At 71.5% G+C, this 20,663-nt stretch carries 18 protein-coding genes and 2 pseudogenes; 10 read left to right on the top strand and 10 right to left on the bottom strand.

All coding sequences use genetic code 11. From position 1 onward, the window contains the following. Positions 1–30: 30 nt before the first annotated feature. Complete coding sequence (locus BM236_RS04550; protein ID WP_091120677.1) at positions 31–1,923, bottom strand: Na+/H+ antiporter NhaA; 1,893 nt, start codon at positions 1,921–1,923, stop codon at positions 31–33. A 22-nt stretch (positions 1,924–1,945) separates the two neighbouring features. After that, positions 1,946–3,112: an acyl-CoA dehydrogenase family protein gene (locus tag BM236_RS04545; RefSeq protein ID WP_091120675.1), complete on the bottom strand. Its 1,167-nt coding sequence runs from the start codon at positions 3,110–3,112 to the stop codon at positions 1,946–1,948. An 82-nt stretch (positions 3,113–3,194) separates the two neighbouring features. On the opposite strand from BM236_RS04545, the gene BM236_RS04540 reads away from it, so the two are divergent. Further along, positions 3,195–5,210, top strand: a complete 2,016-nt coding sequence (locus tag BM236_RS04540) for a phosphoinositide-specific phospholipase C-related protein (protein ID WP_139230024.1) — start codon at positions 3,195–3,197, stop codon at positions 5,208–5,210. Between the two features lie 36 nt (positions 5,211–5,246). Here the strand turns inward: BM236_RS04540 and BM236_RS04535 are convergent, their stop codons facing one another. The 3 genes from BM236_RS04535 to BM236_RS04525 form a co-directional block, all read right to left on the bottom strand. Beyond that, positions 5,247–5,609 (bottom strand): hypothetical protein, encoded by a 363-nt coding sequence (locus tag BM236_RS04535; RefSeq protein WP_175507545.1) that lies wholly within the window; start codon positions 5,607–5,609, stop codon positions 5,247–5,249. 103 nt (positions 5,610–5,712) lie between these two features. Next, complete coding sequence (locus BM236_RS04530; RefSeq protein ID WP_281247621.1) at positions 5,713–6,561, bottom strand: 3-hydroxybutyryl-CoA dehydrogenase; 849 nt, start codon at positions 6,559–6,561, stop codon at positions 5,713–5,715. A gap of 67 nt (positions 6,562–6,628) precedes the next feature. Continuing rightward, positions 6,629–7,645 carry an NAD(P)H-dependent flavin oxidoreductase gene (locus tag BM236_RS04525; RefSeq protein WP_245750127.1) on the bottom strand — a complete coding sequence of 339 codons (1,017 nt, stop codon included), beginning with the start codon at positions 7,643–7,645 and terminating at the stop codon, positions 6,629–6,631. 256 nt (positions 7,646–7,901) lie between these two features. On the opposite strand from BM236_RS04525, the gene BM236_RS04520 reads away from it, so the two are divergent. The 4 genes and pseudogenes from BM236_RS04520 to BM236_RS18635 all read left to right on the top strand — a co-directional run bounded on the left by BM236_RS04520 (position 7,902) and on the right by BM236_RS18635 (position 10,911). After that, positions 7,902–9,266 (top strand): DUF222 domain-containing protein, encoded by a 1,365-nt coding sequence (locus BM236_RS04520; RefSeq protein ID WP_091120669.1) that lies wholly within the window; start codon positions 7,902–7,904, stop codon positions 9,264–9,266. A gap of 75 nt (positions 9,267–9,341) precedes the next feature. Further along, positions 9,342–10,217: pseudogene (locus tag BM236_RS04515) on the top strand (IS3 family transposase); the annotation flags it as partial. Positions 10,218–10,244: 27 nt separating this feature from the next. Further along, positions 10,245–10,391, top strand: a pseudogene (locus BM236_RS19480) (HNH endonuclease signature motif containing protein); the annotation flags it as partial. A gap of 55 nt (positions 10,392–10,446) precedes the next feature. Further along, entirely contained in the window at positions 10,447–10,911 is a 465-nt protein-coding gene (locus BM236_RS18635) for a hypothetical protein (RefSeq protein WP_139230022.1), read from the top strand. A gap of 59 nt (positions 10,912–10,970) precedes the next feature. Here BM236_RS18635 and BM236_RS04505 read toward each other — a convergent pair whose 3' ends face one another. Together BM236_RS04505 and BM236_RS04500 are read right to left on the bottom strand one after the other, a co-directional pair. Next, positions 10,971–11,894, bottom strand: coding sequence for an RNA polymerase sigma-70 factor (locus BM236_RS04505; protein ID WP_091120662.1), 924 nt, complete (start codon positions 11,892–11,894; stop codon positions 10,971–10,973). Beyond that, positions 11,891–12,817 (bottom strand): NAD-dependent epimerase/dehydratase family protein, encoded by a 927-nt coding sequence (locus tag BM236_RS04500; RefSeq protein ID WP_091120661.1) that lies wholly within the window; start codon positions 12,815–12,817, stop codon positions 11,891–11,893. The genes BM236_RS04505 and BM236_RS04500 overlap by 4 nt, the downstream gene beginning before the upstream one ends. 101 nt (positions 12,818–12,918) lie before the next feature. On the opposite strand from BM236_RS04500, the gene BM236_RS04495 reads away from it, so the two are divergent. After that, positions 12,919–13,809: a phosphotransferase family protein gene (locus BM236_RS04495; RefSeq protein WP_091120658.1), complete on the top strand. Its 891-nt coding sequence runs from the start codon at positions 12,919–12,921 to the stop codon at positions 13,807–13,809. A gap of 5 nt (positions 13,810–13,814) precedes the next feature. On the opposite strand, the gene BM236_RS04490 is transcribed toward BM236_RS04495, so the two are convergent. After that, on the bottom strand, positions 13,815–14,159 hold the full coding sequence (locus BM236_RS04490) for an ArsR/SmtB family transcription factor (protein ID WP_091120657.1): 345 nt from the start codon (positions 14,157–14,159) through the stop codon (positions 13,815–13,817). 222 nt (positions 14,160–14,381) lie between these two features. Between BM236_RS04490 and BM236_RS04485 the strand changes: the two genes are divergently transcribed. Next, on the top strand, positions 14,382–16,226 hold the full coding sequence (locus BM236_RS04485) for a phosphoenolpyruvate carboxykinase (GTP) (RefSeq protein WP_091120654.1): 1,845 nt from the start codon (positions 14,382–14,384) through the stop codon (positions 16,224–16,226). Positions 16,227–16,477: 251 nt separating this feature from the next. On the opposite strand, the gene mgrA is transcribed toward BM236_RS04485, so the two are convergent. Next, positions 16,478–17,551: an L-glyceraldehyde 3-phosphate reductase gene (mgrA, locus tag BM236_RS04480; protein ID WP_091120653.1), complete on the bottom strand. Its 1,074-nt coding sequence runs from the start codon at positions 17,549–17,551 to the stop codon at positions 16,478–16,480. A 71-nt stretch (positions 17,552–17,622) separates the two neighbouring features. On the opposite strand from mgrA, the gene BM236_RS04475 reads away from it, so the two are divergent. Beyond that, positions 17,623–18,099 carry a PGPGW domain-containing protein gene (locus tag BM236_RS04475; protein ID WP_091120650.1) on the top strand — a complete coding sequence of 159 codons (477 nt, stop codon included), beginning with the start codon at positions 17,623–17,625 and terminating at the stop codon, positions 18,097–18,099. A gap of 35 nt (positions 18,100–18,134) precedes the next feature. Next, positions 18,135–19,268 (top strand): PQQ-dependent sugar dehydrogenase, encoded by a 1,134-nt coding sequence (locus tag BM236_RS04470; RefSeq protein ID WP_091120647.1) that lies wholly within the window; start codon positions 18,135–18,137, stop codon positions 19,266–19,268. Between the two features lie 11 nt (positions 19,269–19,279). Here BM236_RS04470 and BM236_RS04465 read toward each other — a convergent pair whose 3' ends face one another. Then, positions 19,280–19,876 (bottom strand): TetR/AcrR family transcriptional regulator, encoded by a 597-nt coding sequence (locus BM236_RS04465; protein WP_091120645.1) that lies wholly within the window; start codon positions 19,874–19,876, stop codon positions 19,280–19,282. A gap of 60 nt (positions 19,877–19,936) precedes the next feature. Between BM236_RS04465 and BM236_RS04460 the strand changes: the two genes are divergently transcribed. Next, entirely contained in the window at positions 19,937–20,659 is a 723-nt protein-coding gene (locus BM236_RS04460; protein ID WP_091120643.1) for a class I SAM-dependent methyltransferase, read from the top strand. Positions 20,660–20,663: the final 4 nt, after the last annotated feature.

Here is a 20,663-nt window from a genome sequence, read left to right as displayed (position 1 = left end):
GCGGGTCCGACCGGCCCTCGCCGCTCGCGTTCACGCGGGAGCGTCGGGCACCGGCGGTGACGCCTCCAGGAGCGTCCTGGCGCGGGCCTCGTCGATCGCGGCCGACAGCGACTCGAGGTTGAACGAGCCGTGGTGACGCCGGCCGTTGATGAAGAACGTCGGTGTGCCGGCCACGGTCGACAGGTCGGCCGACTCGACGTCGCGAGCGACGCGGGCGGCGTGGCGGTGCTCGACGAGGTCGTCCTTGAAGCGGTCGACGTCGAGACCCAGGGCACGCGCGTGGTCGAGCAGGTCCCGCGGCTCGAGCTGGTCCTGGTGGTCGATCAGCCGGTCGTGCATCTCCCAGAAGCGCCCTTGGGCGCCGGCGGCCTCGGAGGCCTCGGCGGCGAGCTGGGCGTGCGGGTGCACGTCGGTCAGCGGCAGGTGGCGCCAGACGTAGCGCAGGTCGGTGTCGCGCAGCAGCTCGCGCACGACGGACTCGGCCCGACCGCAGTAGGGGCACTCCAGGTCGCCGTACTCGACGAGCGTGACGAGAGCGGTCGCCGAGCCGCGGACGTGGTCGTGGTCGGGGTCCACCTCGCTGCAGAGGTCCTCCAGTGGGGTCGCGTCGCCGATGAGGGCGCGGGCCCGGCGTACCTCCGTCCAGCGGGAGGTGCGCGCGAACACCACGACCGAGACCGCGGTGGACAGGAGGGCGGCGAGGAGCACACCGAGCTTCGCCTCGGCCAGACGCGGGCCGGCCAGGGTGATGTCGGCGACGATGAAGGACAGGGTGAAGCCGATCCCGGCGAGCGTGCCGCTGCCCAGGACGCCCGTCCAGCCGACCGCCGGCCGGACCGACCCGCCGGTCATCCGCTCGACCAGCCAGGACGCGCCGACGACGCCGATCGGCTTGCCCACGACGTAGGCCGCGACGATCGCCCACACCAGGGAGTGCGACAGCGCGGACCGCAGGAAGGTCGGATCGAGGGAGATGCCGGCGTTGGCCAGCGCGAAGAGCGGTACGACGACGTAGCCGGTCCACGGCTGGAGCCGGCTCTGCAGCAGCGCGTTGGTCGACACGCTGCGGATGACCCCGACGTTGGCGGCTCGGGCGAGCTCCGGCGTCGGCTGCTCGCGGAAGCCGAGGAAGAGGCTGCTCGCCTGCTCCAGGTCGTCGCGCGAGGGGGCGTACGCCGACGTGGCCAGGCCGACGACCAGGCCGAGCACGATCGGGTCGACACCGCTGCGCAGCAGCGCCACCCACGTCACGCACAGCAGCAGGACCGGCACGAGGAGCGGACGGTTGGCGACCCGACGGACGACACCGACGAGCCCGAGCGCGACCAGGGCGACGACGAGCGGGCGGACCGACACCTCGTCGGTGTAGGCGATGGTGACGATGAGCAGCGCGACCACGTCGTCGACGACGAAGACGGTGACGAGGAAGATGCGCAGCCGGTCGGGCAGCCTGCGGCCGACCACGCTGAGCAGACCGAGGGCGAGGGCGGTGTCGGTCGACATCACCATGCCCCAGGCGCTGTCGCCGCCGCCCAGCACCAGGAGGTAGATGAGGACCGGCACGGCCATCCCGGCCAGGCCGGCGGCGCAGGGCAGCACGAAGCGGCGTCGCTCGCGCAGGTCACCGAGGTCGAACTCGCGCCGTGCCTCGAGCCCGACGACGAGGAAGAACAGCGTCATCAGGCCGCTGTTGACCCACACCCGGAGCGGTTCGGCCAGGTGATGTCCGCCGGCGGCGACCGACGCCGAGGTGGACCAGAACGACTCGTAGCCGGGTGCGTCGATCGAGCACCAGACGAGCGCCGCGAGGACCGCCGCGACGAGGGCCGCGGCTCCGGAGGACTCGGCCGTGGCGAACGCCTTCACCCCGTGGGCGACCCGGTGCGTCCAGGGGGTCGCGGTCTGCGGGTCGTCGTACGCCACACCGATATCGTCCCAGGCGCGGTCAGCGTGTGCTGATCGTGCCCAGATCCGCTCCGTCGAGGCTGCGCGAGATGACCATCCGCTGGATCTGGTTGGTGCCCTCGAAGATCTGCATCACCTTCGCCTCGCGCATGTAGCGCTCGACCGGGAAGTCCTTGGTGTAGCCGGCGCCGCCGAGGACCTGGACCGCGTCGGTGGTCACCTTCATGGCGTTGTCGGTCGCGACCAGCTTGGCGATCGACGCCTCCCGGGCGAAGGGGAGCCCCGCGTCGCGCAGGTCGGCGGCGTGCTGCACCGTCGCGCGGGCGCTCTGGATCGCGGCCTCCATGTCGGCGAGCACGAAGGCGAGCCCCTGGTGGTCGATGATCCGCTTGCCGAACGTCTCGCGCTGCTGGGCGTAGGCGACGGCCTTGTCCAGCGCGCCCTGGGCGACCCCGGTCGCGACGGCGGCGATCCCGAGCCGGCCGGAGTCGAGGGCGGCCAGCGCAATCCGCAGCCCCTCGCCCTCGTCGCCGATCAGCCGGTCGGCGGAGACGCGGACACCGTCGAGCCGCATGGTCGCCGTGGCCGAGCCGGTCAGGCCCATCTTGCGCTCGGGCGCGTCCGCGGTGAGCCCCTCGGAGTCCGCCGGGACCAGGAAGCAGGAGATGTCGCCGCGACCGTCGCCGGTCCGTGCGAGCACGGTGTAGAAGTCCGCCTGCCCGCCGTGCGTCGTCCACGCCTTCGCACCGGTGAGCACCCAGTCCTCGCCGTCGCGCTCGGCGCGCGTGCGCATGGCCGCGGGGTCGGAGCCGGCGTGCGGCTCGGAGAGGCAGTAGGCGCCGAGCAGCTCGCCGCCGAGCATGTCGGGCAGCCACCGCTTGCGCTGCTCGGGCGTCCCGCGGGTCACCAGCGGGTAGCACGACAGCGCATGCACGCTGACGCCCACGCCGACGCTCGCCCAGACCGCGCTGATCTCCTCGAGGACGCGGAGGTAGTCGGCGTACGCAACCCCACCACCGCCGTGCTCCTCGGCGTAGGGCAGGCCCAGCAGCCCGGTGCGGCCGAGCAGACGGAAGACGTCGCGGGGGAACGCCTCCTCAGCCTCGGCCTCCGCTGCCCGCGGAGCGAGCTCGTCGGTCGCGATCTGCCGCACGAGGCGGAGCAGGTCGGCGGTCTCCTCGGCGGCGACGACGTGGCGTGCTGGCATGCCACCCAAACTAATAGATGGACGTCCTAGGAACTACTCGACGACGGTTGCGCGCGCGGCCCGGTGCCGCCACGCTGAGCAGGTGCCTCGACTGGTGCGCACGGTCGTCCTGGGCCTCGGATCCCTCCTGCTGCTGGTCGGCACGGTGGCCGGGGTGGTCAACCGCGAGGTCCTGGACGCCGATCGCTTCGCCGCCCACGCGGACGCGGTGCGCACGGATCCCGACGTGGCCCGCCAGCTCGGCCGCCTGCTCACGACCCGGATCCTGCGCGAGCAGCCCGACCTGGTGGCGTTGCGACCGTTGGTGGAGGCCACCGCGACAGGGGTCGTCTCGAGCAGTGCCCTCGGCCCCCTCGTCCGTCGCAGCGTGTCGCCGCTCTACAACGCGCTCCTGCTCGGCGACGACGATCCGGTCGTCCTCCGGCTCGCCGACGCCGCGGCCGTCGTGGTCGCCGGGATCACGGCGCTCGCTCCCCAGAGCACGGTCGCCCTCCCCGCGGACCTGGACGTGCGGCTCTCCGACATCGGCGCGGGCACGTGGGGTACGACGGCCGTCGCACCCGTCCACCTGGTCCGACTGCTGTCCTGGCTGGCGCCGCTCCTCGCGCTGCTCCTCCTCATCACGCCCGGGCTGCTCGGACCGCGCGAGCGTCGCCTCCGGACGGTGGCGGTCGACGTCGGCCGCGGCATGCTCGCGGCCGGTGCAGGGTTGGCGGCGCTGCTCGTCCTCACCGCCGCCGTGGTCGGCCGCGCCGACCGGGACACCCTGGACGGCGCCGTCCGTGCGGCGGTGTGGGACCAGCTCGCCGGCCGCTTCTGGGCCACCGCGGCCGTGACGGTGGGGGTGGGCCTGCTGCTCACCCTCGTGTCGGCGCCCCGCACCGAGCGGTCGCGCACCCTGCTCTGGGCGACGCTGGCGATCGTGCTGGGGCTCGCGCTCGTCACCGACCCGGCGCGGGTGGCCCTCGCGCTGCTGTGGGTGGTCGGTCTGGGGCTGCTCGTCGGAGGGGTCGGGACGGCCCTGGTGACGCTGGCCCACGCGCCCGTCGCTCGCACGTGGGCGCTCGTCGCTGCGGTGGTCCTCCTGGTCGGAGTGGTCGTCGGCGCCTGGCCGGGCGACCACCACCTCCAGGCCACCCGTGCCGTCTCCGACAGTGAGGGCTGCAACGGGCACGTCGAGCTCTGCGACCGCCGCTACGACGAGGTCGCCTTCCCGGCGACCCACAACTCCATGGCTGCCGCGAGCGAGCCTGGCTGGTTCTTCCCGGAGCAGCCCGACGGCATCGTCGACCAGCTCGACGCCGGGATCCGGGCCCTGCTCATCGACAGCTGGTACGGACGCGCCACCGACCGACCGAGCGTCGTCACCACGGTCGGCGAGGCACGGGACCGGGCCGTCGCCGAGGCCGACCAGGCCTTCGGCGCCTCGTCGGTCGCCAGCGCGCTGCGGCTCGTCGGCGCGGCCGGTCTGAACCCCCGCGGCCCCCAGGAGTCCTACCTCTGCCACGGTCTGTGCGAGATCGGGTCGACGTCGTGGGCGTCAAGCCTCACGGGGATGCGGTCGTGGCTCGACGCACACCCGCGGGAGGTGGTCACGCTCGTCGTGCAGGACGAGGTCAGCCCGGCGGACACGGCCGCACTCATCGAGCAGGCGGGTCTGCTGCCGGACGTCTACGAGCCGGTCGCCGGAGACCCGTGGCCGACGCTCGGCCAGATGGTCGAGTCCGGCAAGCGGCTCGTCGTCCTCATGGAGCGGCACGGCGGCGGGTCGGCGTACCCCTGGCTGCTGCAGGGCTTCGACTGGATCCAGGACACCCCGTTCCTGTTCCGCACGCCGGCGGCGCTCATCGACGGCCCGGACACCTGCGCGCTGAACCGCGGCCACGCGGATGCGCCGCTGCTGCTGCTCAACCACTGGGTGACCGACAAGTCGGCGGAGGTCACCAACGCCGGGCGGGTGAACGCCGCCAGCGTCCTCGGCACGCGGGCCGACGCCTGCCGCAAGGAGCGCGGGATGCTGCCGAACTTCGTCGCCGTCGACTTTTACGACCAGGGCGACCTGTTCGGGGTCGTGGACCGGCTCAACGGCTTCGGTTAGCGGCTGTGCGGCTCTGCTCTCCTCTGCGCACTCGGCTCAGCGCAAGGCGAAGAAGAGGCCGACCGCGCCCGGGAGGAGGCCGAGCAGGAGCCACGGAGCGTAGGGCCAGGTGTGCGGCTTCTTGCCGTGGATGGCGAAGCCGACGGCCACCGCGATGACGCCGAACGCTCCGGCGATGACGCAGAGCCCGATGCGGGCGGCGGTGGCGTCCTCGCGGACCACGTTGCCCGCGATGGCGATGCCGATGGCGAGGTGGATGATCGTGAAGACCGCCAGGACCGACGCGACCCAGCGCTGAACGTTGGTCAGGGAGCGGTCGTTGACGGTCCGAACCGGGTTGTTCGGATCCATCAGGTGGCGCGGACGGGCCGGCGGCTGCGGTGAGCTCACGTGCTCCATTCTCCCGCTCTTGGAGCCGGGTTGCTCATTCGGCGCCGTGTGATCCCGACCGCTGGGCGGTGCGACCCGGCCCGGCGTACGCCGTCCCGGTGCTCCACCACCATCAGTAGGCGTAGAACCCGTGGCCGCTCTTCTTGCCGAGCAGGCCGGCGTCGACCATCCGGTCGAGCAGCGGCGGAGGGGAGTAGAGCGGCTCCTTGAACTCGTCGTACATCGAGATCCCGATCGCGCGGATCGTGTCGAGGCCGATGAGGTCGGAGAGCGCGAGCGGGCCCATCGGGTGGCCGCAGCCGAGCACCATGCCCTTGTCGATGTCGGCAGCGGAGGCGTAGCCGGCCTCGTACATCCGGATCGCGCTCAGCAGGTAGGGGACCAGCAGGCTGTTGACGACGAACCCGGCGCGGTCGGTCGCCTCGATGGGCTGCTTCCCGAGCGTCTCGCCGACGAAGTGCTGCATCCGCTCCATGGTCTGCGGGCTGGTGGTGAGGCTCGGGATGAGCTCGACGAGCTGCATGACCGGCGCGGGGTTGAAGAAGTGCACGCCCATCACGCTGCCGGCGCGGCCGGAGACGGCGCCGAGCTTGACGATCGGGATGCTGCTGGTGTTGGAGGCGAGGATCGCGTCGTCCTTCTCCAGCAGCGCGCCGACCTGCTTGAAGAGGTCGAGCTTGATGTCCTCGCGCTCGCTGGCCGCCTCGACGACCAGGTCGCGGTCCTTCAGCTGGCCGAGCTCGGTCGTGAAGACGATCCGCTCGAGCGTCTCGGAGACGTCCTGCTCGGTGATCTTGCCGCGGCTCTGCGCCTTGCTGAGGCTGCCGGTGACCTTGGCGCGCGCGGCCTGCGCGGCCTCCTCGGTCACCTCGACCACGACGGTGTCCAGGCCTGCGCGGGCGCAGACCTCGGTGATGCCCGACCCCATCAGGCCGCCGCCGATGACGCCTACCTTCTCGATCATGTGTGCTCCTCTCTGGTCTGCATGATCCTCCGCTGGTCGCCGGGCCGTACGACGGGGGCCGTCCTCACAGGCCGGCGGCGATGGCGCGCAGGGTGTCGGCGGCGGGCCGCTCCCGGGCCTGGCGATAGCCGGCGCCGGCCCACAGGTTGACGTGCTCGGGATCACCCGCTGCGGCCGCCGCCTTCCGCATCGGGCTGGTCAGGTGGTGGATCGCCGGGTAACCGCTCGGCGCCTCCTCGTGGTGCTCCGTCAGGAACGCGTTGGGGATCGCCCGGGCCGGTCGGCCGCTGAACGCGCGCGTCATCACCGTCGGCCCGCGGTCGGGGCCGAGCAGGGCGTCTCGGTGCGCGGCCGACGTACCGGCTTCCGGGGCGAGAAGCAGGGCGGTGCCGACGGCGACCGCACTCGCTCCGTGGTCGAGTGCGGCGCGTGCGTCGGCGCTCGTCATGATCCCGCCCGCGGCGATCAGGGGCAGGACGGTGGTCGCGGCGATCTCGGCGACGAGGTCGTTGAGCGGACGGTCGCGCGGGATCCGGGCGGGGGAGAGGGTGCCCGAGTGCCCACCTGCCGCCGGCGCCTGCACGACGAGCAGGTCGACGCCGGCCTCGGCGCCGGCCCTGGCCTCGTCGGCGGTGGTGACCGTCTGTGCGGTGATGGTCCCGACGTCTCGCAGGCGCTTGATCTCGCGTGCGCTCGGGATGCCGAACGTGAAGGACACCAGCGGGACCGGGTCGGCCACGAGCAGGCCGAGCTTCGCGGCCCAGGCGTCGTCGTCCTCGCGTGGCACCTCGGGTACGTCGGCTTGGAGTCGCTCGGCATCGGCCCTGATGCGCTCCCGATAGGCCGCATAGGCGGCCGGGTCGACCGGGACGGGGCGGGGCGCGAAGAGGTTGACGCCGAAGGTGTCCGTCCGGCTGCGGACGTCGTTGATGTGGTCCGCCAGGGCCTCTGGTGTCTTGTAGCCCGCGGCGAGGAACCCGAGCCCGCCCGCTTCGCTCGCCGCGACGACCAGGTCCGGCGTGGTCGGACCTCCGGCCATGGGCGCGGCGATGACCGGGATCGCCAGGTCGAGGATGGTCACATCTTCTATGGTCCTCCTCGCTCGTGTCGGTGGCCTTCGGTCGGTCGTGAGCCGGTCATGGCGCGGACGGACTCTCTGATCGGCTCTGTGGTCGCTTCCGTCACACGAGAGGCCAGGTCCCGTCCACGACCGATGCCGTTCCTGTGGATGCCAAGCGGCTCTGACCTGCGGAAACAGTCGCTTCAGACTCTTCCGTCATCGTTCGAACAGGTGTACGATCGATGTAGTTCATCGGTCCTCTCGGAAGCCGCCCGCCATGTCCGCCCAACCCGCCGCCACACATCCCGTGCTCGGGGCTGTGGCCGATGTGCGGGCCCGGTTGAAGGACGTCGCCGGCGTGAACCCGACGTTCATGGAGCCGGCTGTGCAGGCGGTGGCGATGGAGGGGATCGCTGCTGCCCGCGCCCAGCTCGACGAGCTGGAGCTGCGAGTCATGGCGGCCGCGGCAGCGGTCGCGCAGACCGACGCCGCCCGCGATGTCGCGGCGTGGCAGGTGGCGCACAACCACCGTGACATCCGGACCGCCCGGGCCGAGCAGCGGCTGGCCGAAGCGCTGGACCGCCGCTACGAGATCCTGCGGGCGGGGATGGCCGACGGGGCCGTGCACCTGGACCAGGCCCTGGTGATCGCCCGCGCCCTCGACGTGCTGCCCGACGACCTCGACCCCGACACCCTCGCCCATGCCGAGGTCGCGCTGGTCGAGCTGGCCGCACACCACACCCCCAAGCAGCTGCGGATCCTGGGGGAACGGGTCCTGGACTCCGTCGACCCCGAGCACGCCGACGAAGTCCTCGCCCGGCAGCTGGAGGCCGAGGAGGCCGACGCCCAACGCAAGACCCGGCTCACCTTCCGGCCGGGTGGGGACGGCACCACCCGGATCACCGCGGTCGTGCCCGACGCCACCGCGGCCCGGCTCAAGACCTACCTCGACGCCTTCACCTCACCCCGACAAGGCCAGCTGCGGGGTGAGGGACCCCATCCCCGGATCCTCGGCACCGCGTTCTGTGCCCTGCTGGAGCGCCTCGACCCGGCCACCCTGCCGCAGCACGGCGGGCGGGCCACCACCGTCCTGGTCACGATCCCCCTGGCGTCGCTCCGGGAGCAGCTGGCCACCGGGGAGCTGATCGCCGGCGACACCCTGTACGGCGGCTCACTCTCGGCCACGCAGATCCGGCGGCTGGCCTGCACCGCGGGGATCGTTCCGGCCGTGCTCGGCGGCAGAGGCGAGGTCCTCGACCTGGGCCGGGAGAAGCGACTGTTCACCCCGGCCCAGGTCAAGGCGATGATCCTCAACCAGCGCACCTGCCAGGCCGAGGGCTGCGACATGCCCGCCGCCTGGTGCGAAGTGGTCTTCCCCGGGTTGAGCGGACACCGCCACAGTGGTTGTAGGGCCACGGGAAGGTGTCGTGATGACGGCCTATTCGCAGGAGTTCAAGGACCAGATCGTCGAGCTGCACCGTCAGGGTCGCTCGTTCATGGACCTGGGCAAGGAGTTCAATCTCGCCGACGTCGATCTCGAACTGGGTCAGGACTGCTGATCGGCGTGATGCCGCGTCTGCTCGTGCTGGCGGGAGCATCGAGTCGGACAAGGACAAGATCCAACGTCTCGAGAAGGAGTTAGCCCGCAAGGAGGAAGAGCTCGACATCTTGGGAAAGCGCTGGCCTTCTTCGCACGTCGGGCGGACCAGTAGAGGTCTACGCCTACATCAGCGCGGAGAAGGCCGCCGATCCAGAAGTCAGGATCGCTGTGATGTGTCGGGTGCTCAGGGTGTCCCGGTCCGGCTACTACGCCTGGCGCAATCGGATGACACATCCGGCCGGGCGGGCCGCTGAGGACCTTGTCTTGATCGAGGAGATCACCCGTATCCACGCCGAGTTCGGCTACTACGGCTCGCCACGCATCTACCGCGAGCTGCTGGCCCGCGACCACCGTGTCGGACGGCATCGGGTGGCACGACTCATGCGAGCCAACGGGATCCGCGCGGCACGCTGCAAGATCAAGTCCCGTGCCCGAGCGGCACCGCCGGCACGTCGCCCCGAGGTCGTTGACCTCGTACAACGTCGGTTCGGGGCAGAGGTGCCCGACGCTCTCTGGTTCACCGACGTCACCCAGATCCGAACCGGTCAAGGATGGCTGTGGGCGGCCGTGGTCCTCGATGCCTTCAACCGCGAGGTCATCAGCTGGGCCACCGCACCGCAGGAAAGCCCAAAGACCGCGCGCCAAGCCCTCGCCGACGCGATCAAGGTCCGCCGCCCGCCGAAGGGCTGCGTGATCCACTCTGACCGCGGCTACCAGTTCACCGCGTGGGACTGGCTCACCCTTGCCGCCAGCAACGGGCTGAGAATCTCGATCGGTGAGCGCAAGAGCTGTTACGACAACGCCGTGATGGAGTCCTGGTTCGCCTCGTTCAAGAACGAGGAGATCTACCCCAAGGGCACCCCGTTCACCCGAGCCGAGGCACGAGCCCGCCTCTTCAGCTACATCTGGGAGTACAACACCCGGCGCCGTCACTCGACGCTCGGCTATGTCGCACCCCGCGACTACGCAGCACAATCAAGTATCTGTCCGTGAAAGCCGGGCAAGACCAAAGCCCACCACGAGGACCCGTGGGCCGCCGGCGGACGGACCGACCTCGCCAACGGACGCATGCTCTGCAGCCACCACCACCACCGCGTCCACGACCCCCGCTACCTCAGCGAACGACAACCCAACGGCAAGATCCACATCACGCGACGGCGGACGTAGACCGACGAGACACCTCTCAGTGGAACCAGGACGCGCGGTGATCCGTCGGAGGGACATGAAGAGCCTGCGGCCCCGCATCCGACTGTTCGCCGCGACGACTCTGGTGCTGTTGTGCGCAGGATGTGGCAGCAACGGATCGGACACTCATCAGAGGAACGAGACCTCGAGCGCATCCTGCGCTGCTCCGTACCTGAACGACCACCCCCCGGGCGGCCCGTTCCATGGCCCTGTGCCGACGGTGCGTCCCGGAGGCACGATCACCATCTATGGGCATGGGTACACCAGCACCTGCAACGACACCGGGGGCATCCGCGAGCAGCTGAAGCCGCTGCCGCCTGTGCACCTCACTCTCGCCCTGCCGGGAGGCGAGTTGCACGCGCTTGGCGACTTCAGCCCGAGTGGCAAGGACATGGGCTTCTCGATCGTGGTGAACGTGCCCGCCGCAGCACCGACCGGAACAGCGACCGTGCGAGACGACCGAGAATCCCCGGCGACCTTCGAGTTCGAGGTCGGTCCCTAGTCCATCCCGCGCGTCGAGCCACCGCCCGTGCTGGATCCGCGGCTCCACATCTCGGCCGATCAGTCGGCCTGGTGTCGCGCGAGCCTCACCGCACGGTCGACCGCCCACGCGTCGGCGAGCGGGCCGAGGTGCCCCAGCTTGTCGGGGTTGACCACGGACCGGATCGTCTGGATCCGCCCGTCCAGCACGTCGAGGGCGATCGCGCCGATCACGCGGGAGTCCCGATCGCGCAGGAGCGCGCCGGGCTGCCCGTTGACGCGCTGCGCCTCGACGCTGGCGCCGACGGTCGCGAGCAGCGGGACGTTGACGGCGAGGACCCGCGCGACGTTGTCGACGCCGGCGACCGCCCGGGCGAACGCGGGCGCCTTGCCGCCACCGTCGCCGACCATCTGGACGTCGGCCGCCAGCAGCTCCTTCAGCGCGTCGACGTCGCCGTCACGCAGCGCGTCGAGGAACCGGTCGGCGAGCTCCTCCCGCTCGCGGAGGTCCGCTTCGAAGCGCGGGCGGCCCTCCTCCATGTGGCGGCGCGCCCGCACGGCGAGCTGTCGGCACGCCGCCTCGGACCGCCCCACCGCGAGGGCGACGTCGGCGAAGTCGAGGGCGAACACGTCCCTCAGCACGAACACCGCGCGCTCGAGCGGCGTCAGGCGCTCCATCACGAGGAGCGCCGCCATCGACACCGAGTCCGCCAGCTCGGCGGAGCGCTCCGGATCGTCGTAGGGGTCGACCAGCAGCGGCTCGGGCAGCCACTCGCCGACGTACTCCTCCCGACGGTGGCGCGCGGACCGCAGCGTGTCGATCGAGACCCGGGTGACGACCGCGGAGAGGTAGGCCTTGACGGAGGTGGGCGTCGTCCCGGCCGCGTCGTAGCGGAGCCACGAGTCCTGGACGGCGTCCTCGGCCTCGGCGACGCTGCCGAGGATCCGGTAGGCGATCGAGAAGAGCAGCGGCCGGAGCTCCTCGAACTCCTCGACCCGGGTCACCCGCGCCCACCTGCCAGCTCGGTGGCGAAACCCTCGCGCCACGACGGGTGTTGCAGGACCCAGCCGAGCTCGCGCTTCGCCTTCGCGTTCGAGAAGCCGCGCCCCTCGGTCATCATGCCGACCATCATGTCGCCCCCGATCAGCCTGGCGAGCCAGGCGGGCAGGTGCCGCGGCGGCTTCGCGCCGGCGAGCTTGGCCAGGTAGGGCAGCCAGTCGCGGACCGCCGCGGGCTCGTCGTCGACGATGTTGAGGACGCCGCTCGCCTTCTGCTCGATCGCCAGCACCGTCGCGTGGGCGGCGTCGTCGACATGGATCCACGAGAAGTGGCCGGTGCCGGCGCCGACGATGGGGAACATCCGCTTCCGGATGAGCTCGACCTGCTCGTCATTGGCGCCCGGTCCGTAGAACCCGCCGTAGCGCAGCACCGCCCCGCCGAATCCGAGGACGGCCTCCTCGAGGTGGCGGACCGCCCTGGTGCCCTCGAGCTCCTCGAGCGGGTCCTCCTCGGTCTTGACCCACCCGCCCCGGCGCTGCCCGTTCATGCTCGCGTGTCCCTGGGCGACGACGTGCGGGACACCGGCCGCCGCCGCGGCGGCGAGCAGGTGGTCGACACCCTCGCTGCGGAGCCGGTTGGTGCCGCTGAAGAAGCGCTCCGCCGACCTCAGGCTGGGCTTCCCCGCGTGGGTCTGCGACAGCGCCGTCATCTGGTGGACGACGACGTCCGGCGCCGCCGCTGCCACCGCCTCGCCGACCGCCGCGGCGTCCAACCCGTCCATGACCACGCCCGTCGCACCGAGGTCGGCCAGCAGGCCGAGCTTCGCCGGCGTGGTCGTCGTCGCCGTGATCTCGTGACCTCGTCCGACCAGCTCGGGAACCAGCCGCCGGCCGATCACGCCCGTACCGCCCGCCACGAACACCCGCATCTTCCTCACTCCTCTGTCTCGATCAGTCCTTCGGGCACGGGACGAGACAGCCTCTGCGGCCTGTGACATCACCGGCGCGCGCGTCGGGATACCGTCGCGCGGTGGACCTTCCCTCCTCGCTCACACCGCTCGAGGGCGGCTGGTCGGGCGAGACCTTCCTGGCCGAGGCGGGCGGCGAGCGGTCGGTCGTGCGGATCTTCGCGAGCCCGCACCACCACCCGCACGCCGCGGAGATCCAGGAGGCGCTGCTGCACCTGGTCCGCGGGCTCGTGCCGGTGCCACAGGTCAAGGAGGTGCGCCGGGCCCACCCGGAGGCGGGCGCACCCGGCCTCCTGGTCACTGAGTTCGTTCGCGGGCAGCGAGGCGACCTCCTGCTGCCGACCCTCGACGACCAGCGCCTCGCGATCCTCGGCGAGCGGCTGGGGCGCATCGCCGGCACGATCGCAGGGATGCCGTTCCTCGCCCGGGGCACCTTCGCCGACGCCGGGCTGCGCATCGACCCGTTCCCCCTCGGGCTGGAGGAGTGGGTGGCACAGCACGAGGAGGCCCTGGCGTGGGAGGACGACGACCTGGCCGGACTGCGCCAGGTCGCGGGCGATGCGCAGGATCGCCTCGACGAGATCCCCCGGGTGAGCCTCGTGCACAGCGACCTCAACCCCAAGAACGTCCTCGTCGACCCCGGGACGCTGGAGGTGACGGCCGTCCTCGACTGGGAGTTCACCCACGCCGGCCACCCCTACACCGACCTCGGCAACCTCCTCCGCTTCGACCGCCACCGTGCGTACGCCGACGCGGTGCTGCGCGGCTGGACCGATGTCCGTGGCGGCGACCCGGCCGGCGCCCACGCCGACGCAGTCCGCGACACCGCCCGCAGCGCCGACCTGGTCGCGCTGGTCGAGCTCGCGGCCCGCAAGGACGCCAACCCCGTCGCAGCACGGGCGCACGACCGGCTGCTGGCCGTCGCCCGGGCCCGCGACGTCAACGCGACCTAGGTGTCCTACGCGTCCTCGGCCGGCTCGCGGCTGTTGACCTCCGAGTAGGAGTCCGTCCCGAGCTTTCCGGTGAGGATCCCGCGACCGGCATCGAGCAGAGCGCCGACCTCGGGGGTGGCCAGCTCGTAGTAGACCGACGACCCGGTCCGGGTCGAGGTGACCATGCCGGCGCGACGCAGAACGGCGAGCTGCTGGGAGAGGTAGGACGGCTCCACGCGCAGCTCGGCGAGCAGGTCGCGGACGGGCGTCGGCCCGTCCTGGAGGAGCTCGAGCACGCGGATGCGCGCGGGGTGGCCGAGGAGCCGGAAGAGCTCGGCCTTGGCGTCGTACAACGGCTCGCCGCCCTTCATCCGCCACCCCCTTCTCCAGGTCGCTCACGGCATATCGTCAGGATCCCGAAAGTGGCCTCTGACGAGCACAAATAGGCGTTCGAAACAACAAAACCACCATTGGATCGATCCAGTCGTCCGAACGTGATCAAGGCCTCAGGATCGGGGACAGTACACCACTTGAAGGATTCTTCAATTCGGGTAGCGTGCCGGGCACATCGGCGGATCTGAAGGGCTCAATTGATGGTTGACGTGGACAAGGTTCTCGACGAAGCGGGGCTCAAGAATCCCCTCGTGCGTGACTACGTGGCGCACTGGGCGGAGGTGACCGGAGCCTCCGCGGTCGAGGTCGTGAACGCCTCCGACGACGCCCGGCTGGTGGCTGAGGCGCTGGAGGCGGGACAGCTGTTCCCGTCGGGCGAGGACCGCTACTACAGCCGCAGCTTCCACAAGGACACCGCGCGGTCCGAGGAGCGCACGATCGTCGCGACCAACAACCCCGAGGACGCGGGCACCTACAACAACTGGCGGCCGGCCGCCGAGATGAAGCGGCTCGTCACGGACAAGATGCGTGGCGCCTCGCAGGGCAAGACGATGTACGTCATCCCCTACCTCATGGCTCCTCCGGGCTCCCCGCTCGAGCGGTACGCCGCCGGCGTCCAGATCACCGACGAGCGGACCGTGGTCCTCCACATGATCCGGATGGCGCGGGTCGGCGTGGACCACATCAACAACCTGGCCGACCCGAACTCCTTCGTGCGCGCGGTCCACGTGACGGGCGACCTGGAGAACCTCGGTCACGGCACCCCGGACGACCAGCGCTACTTCGTGACCGTCGCCGACGAGCGCACGATCCTCCACTTCGGCTCGTCCTACGGCGGCAACGCGCTGCTCGGGAAGATCGCCCACGGGCTGCGCCAGGCGGCGTACGACGGCTGGGCGTCGGGCAAGTTCCTCGCCGAGCAGTTCATGCTGCTCGGGATCGTCGACAAGGAGACCGGCCGGAAGTTCCACGTGGCCGGTGGCTTCCCGAGCGCCTCGGGCAAGACCAACCTGGCGATGACGCTGGCGCCCGATGCGCTCGGCGACCGTTACTACGTCGAGTTCTACGGGGACGACATCGCCTGGATCTGGGTCGACGAGAAGGACGGCCGCGCCTACGCCTTCAACCCGGAGAACGGCGTCTTCGGTGTCGCCCGCGACACCAACGAGCGCACCAACCCCAACGCGGTCGAGGCGATCTCCGAGGGCTCCGGGGCGATCTTCACCAACGTCGCCTACAACGAGAAGACCGGCGACGTGTGGTGGGAGGCCAAGACCCCCAACCCGCCGGAGGACCTCGACGGCTGGCTGGACTGGAAGGGGCTCCCGATCGCGGAGCGCAACCCCGACCAGGCCGAGGAGCCGTGGGCGCACCCGAACAGCCGATTCACCGCCTCGCTCTCCCAGGTCCCCAACATCGCGGCGGACTACGACGACCCCAAGGGCGTCCCGGTCGACGTCATCATCTTCGGCGGCCGCACCCGTGACCGGGAGCCGCTGGTCCGGGCGATCACCGACCTGGCCGAGGGCGTCTACGACGGCATGACCCTGGGCGCCGAGGCGACCTTCGCCGCCGAGGGCGTCGACGGTCAGCTGCGCTACGACCCGATGTCGATGCGGCCGTTCATGTCCTACGAGGAGGGCGACTACGCCGCCCACTGGATGAAGATCCTCGGCCAGGCCACTGACGGCCCGCTCTTCGCGCACGTCAACTGGTTCCAGCGCGACCCGGAGGACGGCCACTTCCTGTGGCCCGGCTTCCGCGACAACCTCCGCGCGCTGCTGTGGCTGGTCGCCTTCAAGAACGGCGAGGTCAAGGGTCGGGCGACGCCCGTCGGCATCATCCCGACCAAGGACGAGCTCCTCCTCGACGGCCTCGAGGCCAGCGACGAGGACGTCGACCGGATCCTCACGATCGACACCGACCGCTGGAAGCAGGAGATGGGCTTCCGCGAGGAGCACCTCAGCCAGTTCAAGCGCCTGCCCGAGGAGATCTGGGAGGCCCACCGCCGGGTCGCCCGGGCCCTGGAGGACGGCGAGAGCTGACCCTCCGCTCGACGCAACGTCAGACGCCCTGGTCGCTTGAGCGACCAGGGCGTCTGACCTTCTGGCCAGGTGGACCACCCGAGCCGACTACGGCCGGATCATCCCCACGGTCCAGCGCAACTCAGGACCAACGTCATCTTCTGGAACTTTTCCTCCGGAAGGGATGACAAGCGGGTTGTTGATCAGGCAATCTTTTCCTCGGAACCCCTGGTGACCCGAGACGCCAGGGGTTCCCTCCATTTCTGATGCGGTCAGTCGGCCGACTCGCGGGCCCCGCGCCACAGGTCGATCCCGCCGTCCACGGCGTGCTCCTCGATCGCCGCGAGCTCGTCGTCGGTGAAGGCCAGGTCGGCGACCGCGCCGACGTTCGCGCGGATCTGGTCGGCGCTCGACGCACCGACCAGCACCGACGTCACGCGCTGGTCGCGCAGCGCCCAGGCCAGCGCCAGCTGGGCGAGCGTCTGTCCCCGCGAGGAGGCGATGTCGTTGAGGGCGCCGATGTGCCGGCGCGCCTCGTCGCTGATCAGGCCCGGGTCGAGCGACTTGCCCTGGCTCGCGCGCGAGCCCTCGGGGATGCCGCGCAGGTACTTGTCGGTCAGCATGCCCTGCGCCAGCGGCGAGAACGCGATGCAGCCGGCGCCGACGTCCTCGAGGGTGTCGAGCAGCCCGTCGGTCTCGATCCAGCGGTTGAGCATCGAGTACGACGGCTGGTGGATGAGCAGCGGCGTGCCGAGGTCGCTCAGGATCGCCGCCGCCTGCCGGGTGAGCTCGGCGCTGTAGGAGCTGATGCCGACGTAGAGCGCCTTGCCGCTGCGGACGATCGCGTCCAGCGCGCCCATCGTCTCCTCCAGCGGCGTCTCCGGGTCGGGCCGGTGGTGGTAGAAGATGTCGACGTAGTCGAGGCCCATCCGCTTCAGCGACTGGTCCAGCGACGCGACGAGGTACTTCCGCGAGCCGCCGACCTGGCCGTAGGGGCCCGGCCACATGTCCCAGCCCGCCTTGCTCGAGATGACCAGCTCGTCGCGCAGTCCGCGGAAGTCGGTGCGCAGGTGGCGGCCGAAGTTCTCCTCCGCCGAGCCGTACGGCGGCCCGTAGTTGTTGGCCAGGTCGAAGTGCGTCACGCCCAGGTCGAAGGCGGTCGTCAGGATCTCGCGCTGCCGGTCGAACGGCATGTCGTCGCCGAAGTTGTGCCACAGGCCGAGGCTGACCGCGGGCAGCGAGAGGCCGCTCCGGCCGGTTCGCCGGTAGGGCATGGCACCGACCCTGCCGCCGCCCTCGTCGGCGGTGAGGGAGTCGTAGCGCGACGGGTCAGGGACATAGGTCATGGCACCCATCATGGCGGCATGCACCAGCCCGTCGGGACCGGGCCCTTGACCTGATCTGCGAGTCTCTCGGTGTGAGAGGTGGGGCGAAGCGCCTGGTCCTGGAGGCGCTCGGCTGGCTGCTCGTGGTCGCGGGCATCGCCGCCCTCGTCCTGCCCGGGCCCGGGCTGCTGATGCTCTTCGCGGGGTTGGCGCTGCTCGCCCGCGAGTACGAGTGGGCGCGGCGGCGGCTCGACCCCGTGCGACTGCGCGCGCTGCGTGGCGCCGCCGACAGCGTCCAGACGTGGCCCCGGATCCTGTTCTCGGTGGTCGTGGCGCTGGTGATCATCGGCTTTGGCGTGCTGTGGCTGGTCGGCCCCGGGGCGCCCGGCTGGTGGCCGCTGCCCGACTCCTGGTGGCTGCTCGGTGGTCCCTGGACCGGCGTCACGCTGGAGATCTCCGGCCTGCTGGCGCTGGCGCTGCTCGTCTACAGCTATCGGCGCTTTCACCACCGGCCGGAGGCGCGCCTCGAGCTCGACGACGAGATCAACGAGGCCGACCTGGAGCGCTGAGCCCGGCTCTTGCGCCGGTCCTCTACCGTCGAACCATGGATGCGCCGGCCTCCCGCCGGACGGTTCTCCGTGCGGCGGCCCTGACGTCGCTGCTGGCCGCCTGCGGGTCGCCGGACGCAGAGCCGCGGTCGACCCGGACGCCCGCGACGACGCCGCCGACCCCGATGCCCACGTCGACGCCGGCCGGTCCGACCGCGTCCGCGACGCCGACCACCCCGGCAGCGGCTCGGCTCCGGATCGCAGGGACGGTCGCGGAGGGGCTGGCCGTGCCGTGGGGCATCGCCTTCCTCTCCGACGGCAGCGCGCTCGTGGGCGAGCGGGACACGGCTCGGGTCCTCCACGTGGCCTCCGGTCGGGCGCGCGGGATCGGCACCGTCCCGGGCTCGGTCTCGAGCGTCGACTCCGGCGGCGAGGGCGGCCTGCTCGGCCTGGAGCTGCACCCGGGTGGAGAGTGGCTCTACGCGTACCACTCGGCGTCCGGCGACAACCGGGTCGTCCGGATGCGCTTCGACGGCCGGTCGCTGGGCGACCCGGAGGTGATCCTCGACGGGATCGCCACCTCCGTCCACCACAACGGCGGCGGCCTGCGGTTCTCACCCGAGGGGACGCTCTTCGTCTCGACCGGCGACGCCGAGGACCGCTCGAACGCACCCGACCGCGACTCGCTCAACGGCAAGGTCCTGCGCATCACCGACACGGGCGGCGTACCCGACTCCAACCCGTTCGGCAACGAGGTCTGGTCCCTCGGGCACCGCAACGTGGAGGGCCTCGCCCTCGACGACGAGGGGCAGCTGTGGGCCTCGGAGTTCGGGGAGAACGCGTACGACGAGCTCAACCGCATCGTCAAGGGCGGCGACTACGGCTGGCCGGACGTCGAGGGCGCCGACGGCGCGGGCGGCTTCCGCGACCCGATCGCCCAGTGGCCGACCGACGAGGCGTCGCCGAGCGGCATCGCGATCGTGGGCGGACACGCCTTCCTCGGCGCGCTGCAGGGCGAGTGCGTGCTGTCGGTCGACCTGACGACCGGGAGGTCGCGCAGGTGGCTCGATGGCCATGGCCGGATCCGGCTGGTGGCCGCGGCTCCGGACGGGTCGCTCTGGGTCGGCACCTCGAACCGCGACGGCCGAGGCTCCGGCGAGGCCGACCGGATCCTCCACGTGACGATCTGAGCGGACCCGGCTCAGGAGGGCCGGTGGCCGCAGAGCCTCAGCACGCTCTCCCACAGCGCAGCCTCCGCCTTGCGGACCGTGAGCGCCCCGGCCGTGACCTGGTCGGCGGCGGCGTGACCGAGCTCGATGATCGCCGTCGCGAGCCACGCCGCCGGCAGGACCCGGTCGAAGTCGCCGAGGCGCTGCCCGCGACGCAGGATCCGCTCGAGCGCGGGCCGCACGGCATCGTGCGAGTCCACTCCGCCGGTGCGCGGCGACCTGTTCAACGCGGGCTCGAGCAGCAGCGGGTAGCGGCGGACGAGGTCCCAGCTGACCGTCAGGAACGCATCCAGCGCCTCGACCGGAGGCAGGTCGTCGAGCCGGGCGGCTTCGAGTGTGGCCAGGCCCTCCGTGCGCGCCGCCTCGACGAGGGCCGCGACCAGCGCGGCTCGGGACGGGAAGTGCGCGTAGACCGTCTGTCGGGCGACGCCCGCAACCGCGGCGACCTCGTCCATGCTCGCGTCCGGTCGGTCGCCCAAGGTGCTGCGCGCGGCGTCGAGGATCGCGTCGATGCTCCGCCGGGCGTCCGAGCGCTGCCGGCGGATGCGGGTCGCGGAGGTGTCGGCCATTGGTGGCAGGTTACGGTCCCTTCCCTTGACAGTCTGTCAGACTTCACTAACTTTGACAGTATGTCAGAGAACAGTAGAAGGTGGGCACCGTACGGGGTCGACGCGGCTCCTCTCCCAGCGGTCGTCGGAGCGGCTGGCGTCGCATGCGCCGCGGCGGCGGTCGCCAGCCCACGGCACCGGGTCGGCCTGGCGCTCGCCGCGGCCGGTCTGCTCGGCCAGACCGCGGTCTACCTGCACACCACCCTGCGCGGGAAGTTGCGCATCTGGGAGCGCGAGCTCGACCGGCTCGGGCTGAACGGCGACGAGCGGCTGCTCGACATCGGCTGCGGGCGCGGCGCCGTCCTGGTCGCCGCGGCCCGGAAGCTACCGGCCGGCCGGGCCACCGGGATCGACCTGTGGACCGCTGATCAGAGCGGCAACAGCCGCGACGCGACGTTGGCCAATGCGCGCGCCGCCGGCGTCGCCGACCGGGTGGACGTACGCACCGGGGACATGACCGGTCTGCCGTTCGCGGACGGCTCCTTCGACGTGGTGACCGCCGCGATGGCGATCCACAACGTCCCCTCCTCGGCCGGCCGGCTGCGTGCGGTCGACGAGGCGCTCCGGGTGCTGCGCCCGGGCGGACGGCTGCTCGTCGCCGACCCGTGGCCTATGGCGAGGTCATACGCCGCCCACCTGGGCCGTGGCGCGGCGCGGCCCCTCGGGGCGGGCTACTGGTACGGCGGCCCCTGGCTCGGCGTGACGATGCTGGAGGTGGTCAAGGGCGCCGGCCCAGACGCCTAGGGTC

It is taken from the genome of Nocardioides terrae, assembly GCF_900112345.1.
Lineage (GTDB): Bacteria > Actinomycetota > Actinomycetes > Propionibacteriales > Nocardioidaceae > Nocardioides > Nocardioides terrae.
This window is presented reverse-complemented; position numbering and strand designations above follow the sequence as displayed.

Coding starts and splice junctions, on each gene's coding strand:
- BM236_RS04545 (WP_091120675.1), bottom strand. CDS start 3,112: ATGCCAGCACGCCACGTCGTCGCCGCCGAGGAGACCGCCGACCTGCTC.
- BM236_RS04535 (WP_175507545.1), bottom strand. CDS start 5,609: ATGGAGCACGTGAGCTCACCGCAGCCGCCGGCCCGTCCGCGCCACCTG.
- BM236_RS04520 (WP_091120669.1), top strand. CDS start 7,902: ATGTCCGCCCAACCCGCCGCCACACATCCCGTGCTCGGGGCTGTGGCC.
- BM236_RS18635 (WP_139230022.1), top strand. CDS start 10,447: ATGAAGAGCCTGCGGCCCCGCATCCGACTGTTCGCCGCGACGACTCTG.
- BM236_RS04500 (WP_091120661.1), bottom strand. CDS start 12,817: ATGCGGGTGTTCGTGGCGGGCGGTACGGGCGTGATCGGCCGGCGGCTG.
- BM236_RS04490 (WP_091120657.1), bottom strand. CDS start 14,159: ATGAAGGGCGGCGAGCCGTTGTACGACGCCAAGGCCGAGCTCTTCCGG.
- BM236_RS04485 (WP_091120654.1), top strand. CDS start 14,382: ATGGTTGACGTGGACAAGGTTCTCGACGAAGCGGGGCTCAAGAATCCC.
- mgrA (WP_091120653.1), bottom strand. CDS start 17,551: ATGACCTATGTCCCTGACCCGTCGCGCTACGACTCCCTCACCGCCGAC.
- BM236_RS04470 (WP_091120647.1), top strand. CDS start 18,135: ATGGATGCGCCGGCCTCCCGCCGGACGGTTCTCCGTGCGGCGGCCCTG.
- BM236_RS04465 (WP_091120645.1), bottom strand. CDS start 19,876: ATGGCCGACACCTCCGCGACCCGCATCCGCCGGCAGCGCTCGGACGCC.
- BM236_RS04460 (WP_091120643.1), top strand. CDS start 19,937: ATGTCAGAGAACAGTAGAAGGTGGGCACCGTACGGGGTCGACGCGGCT.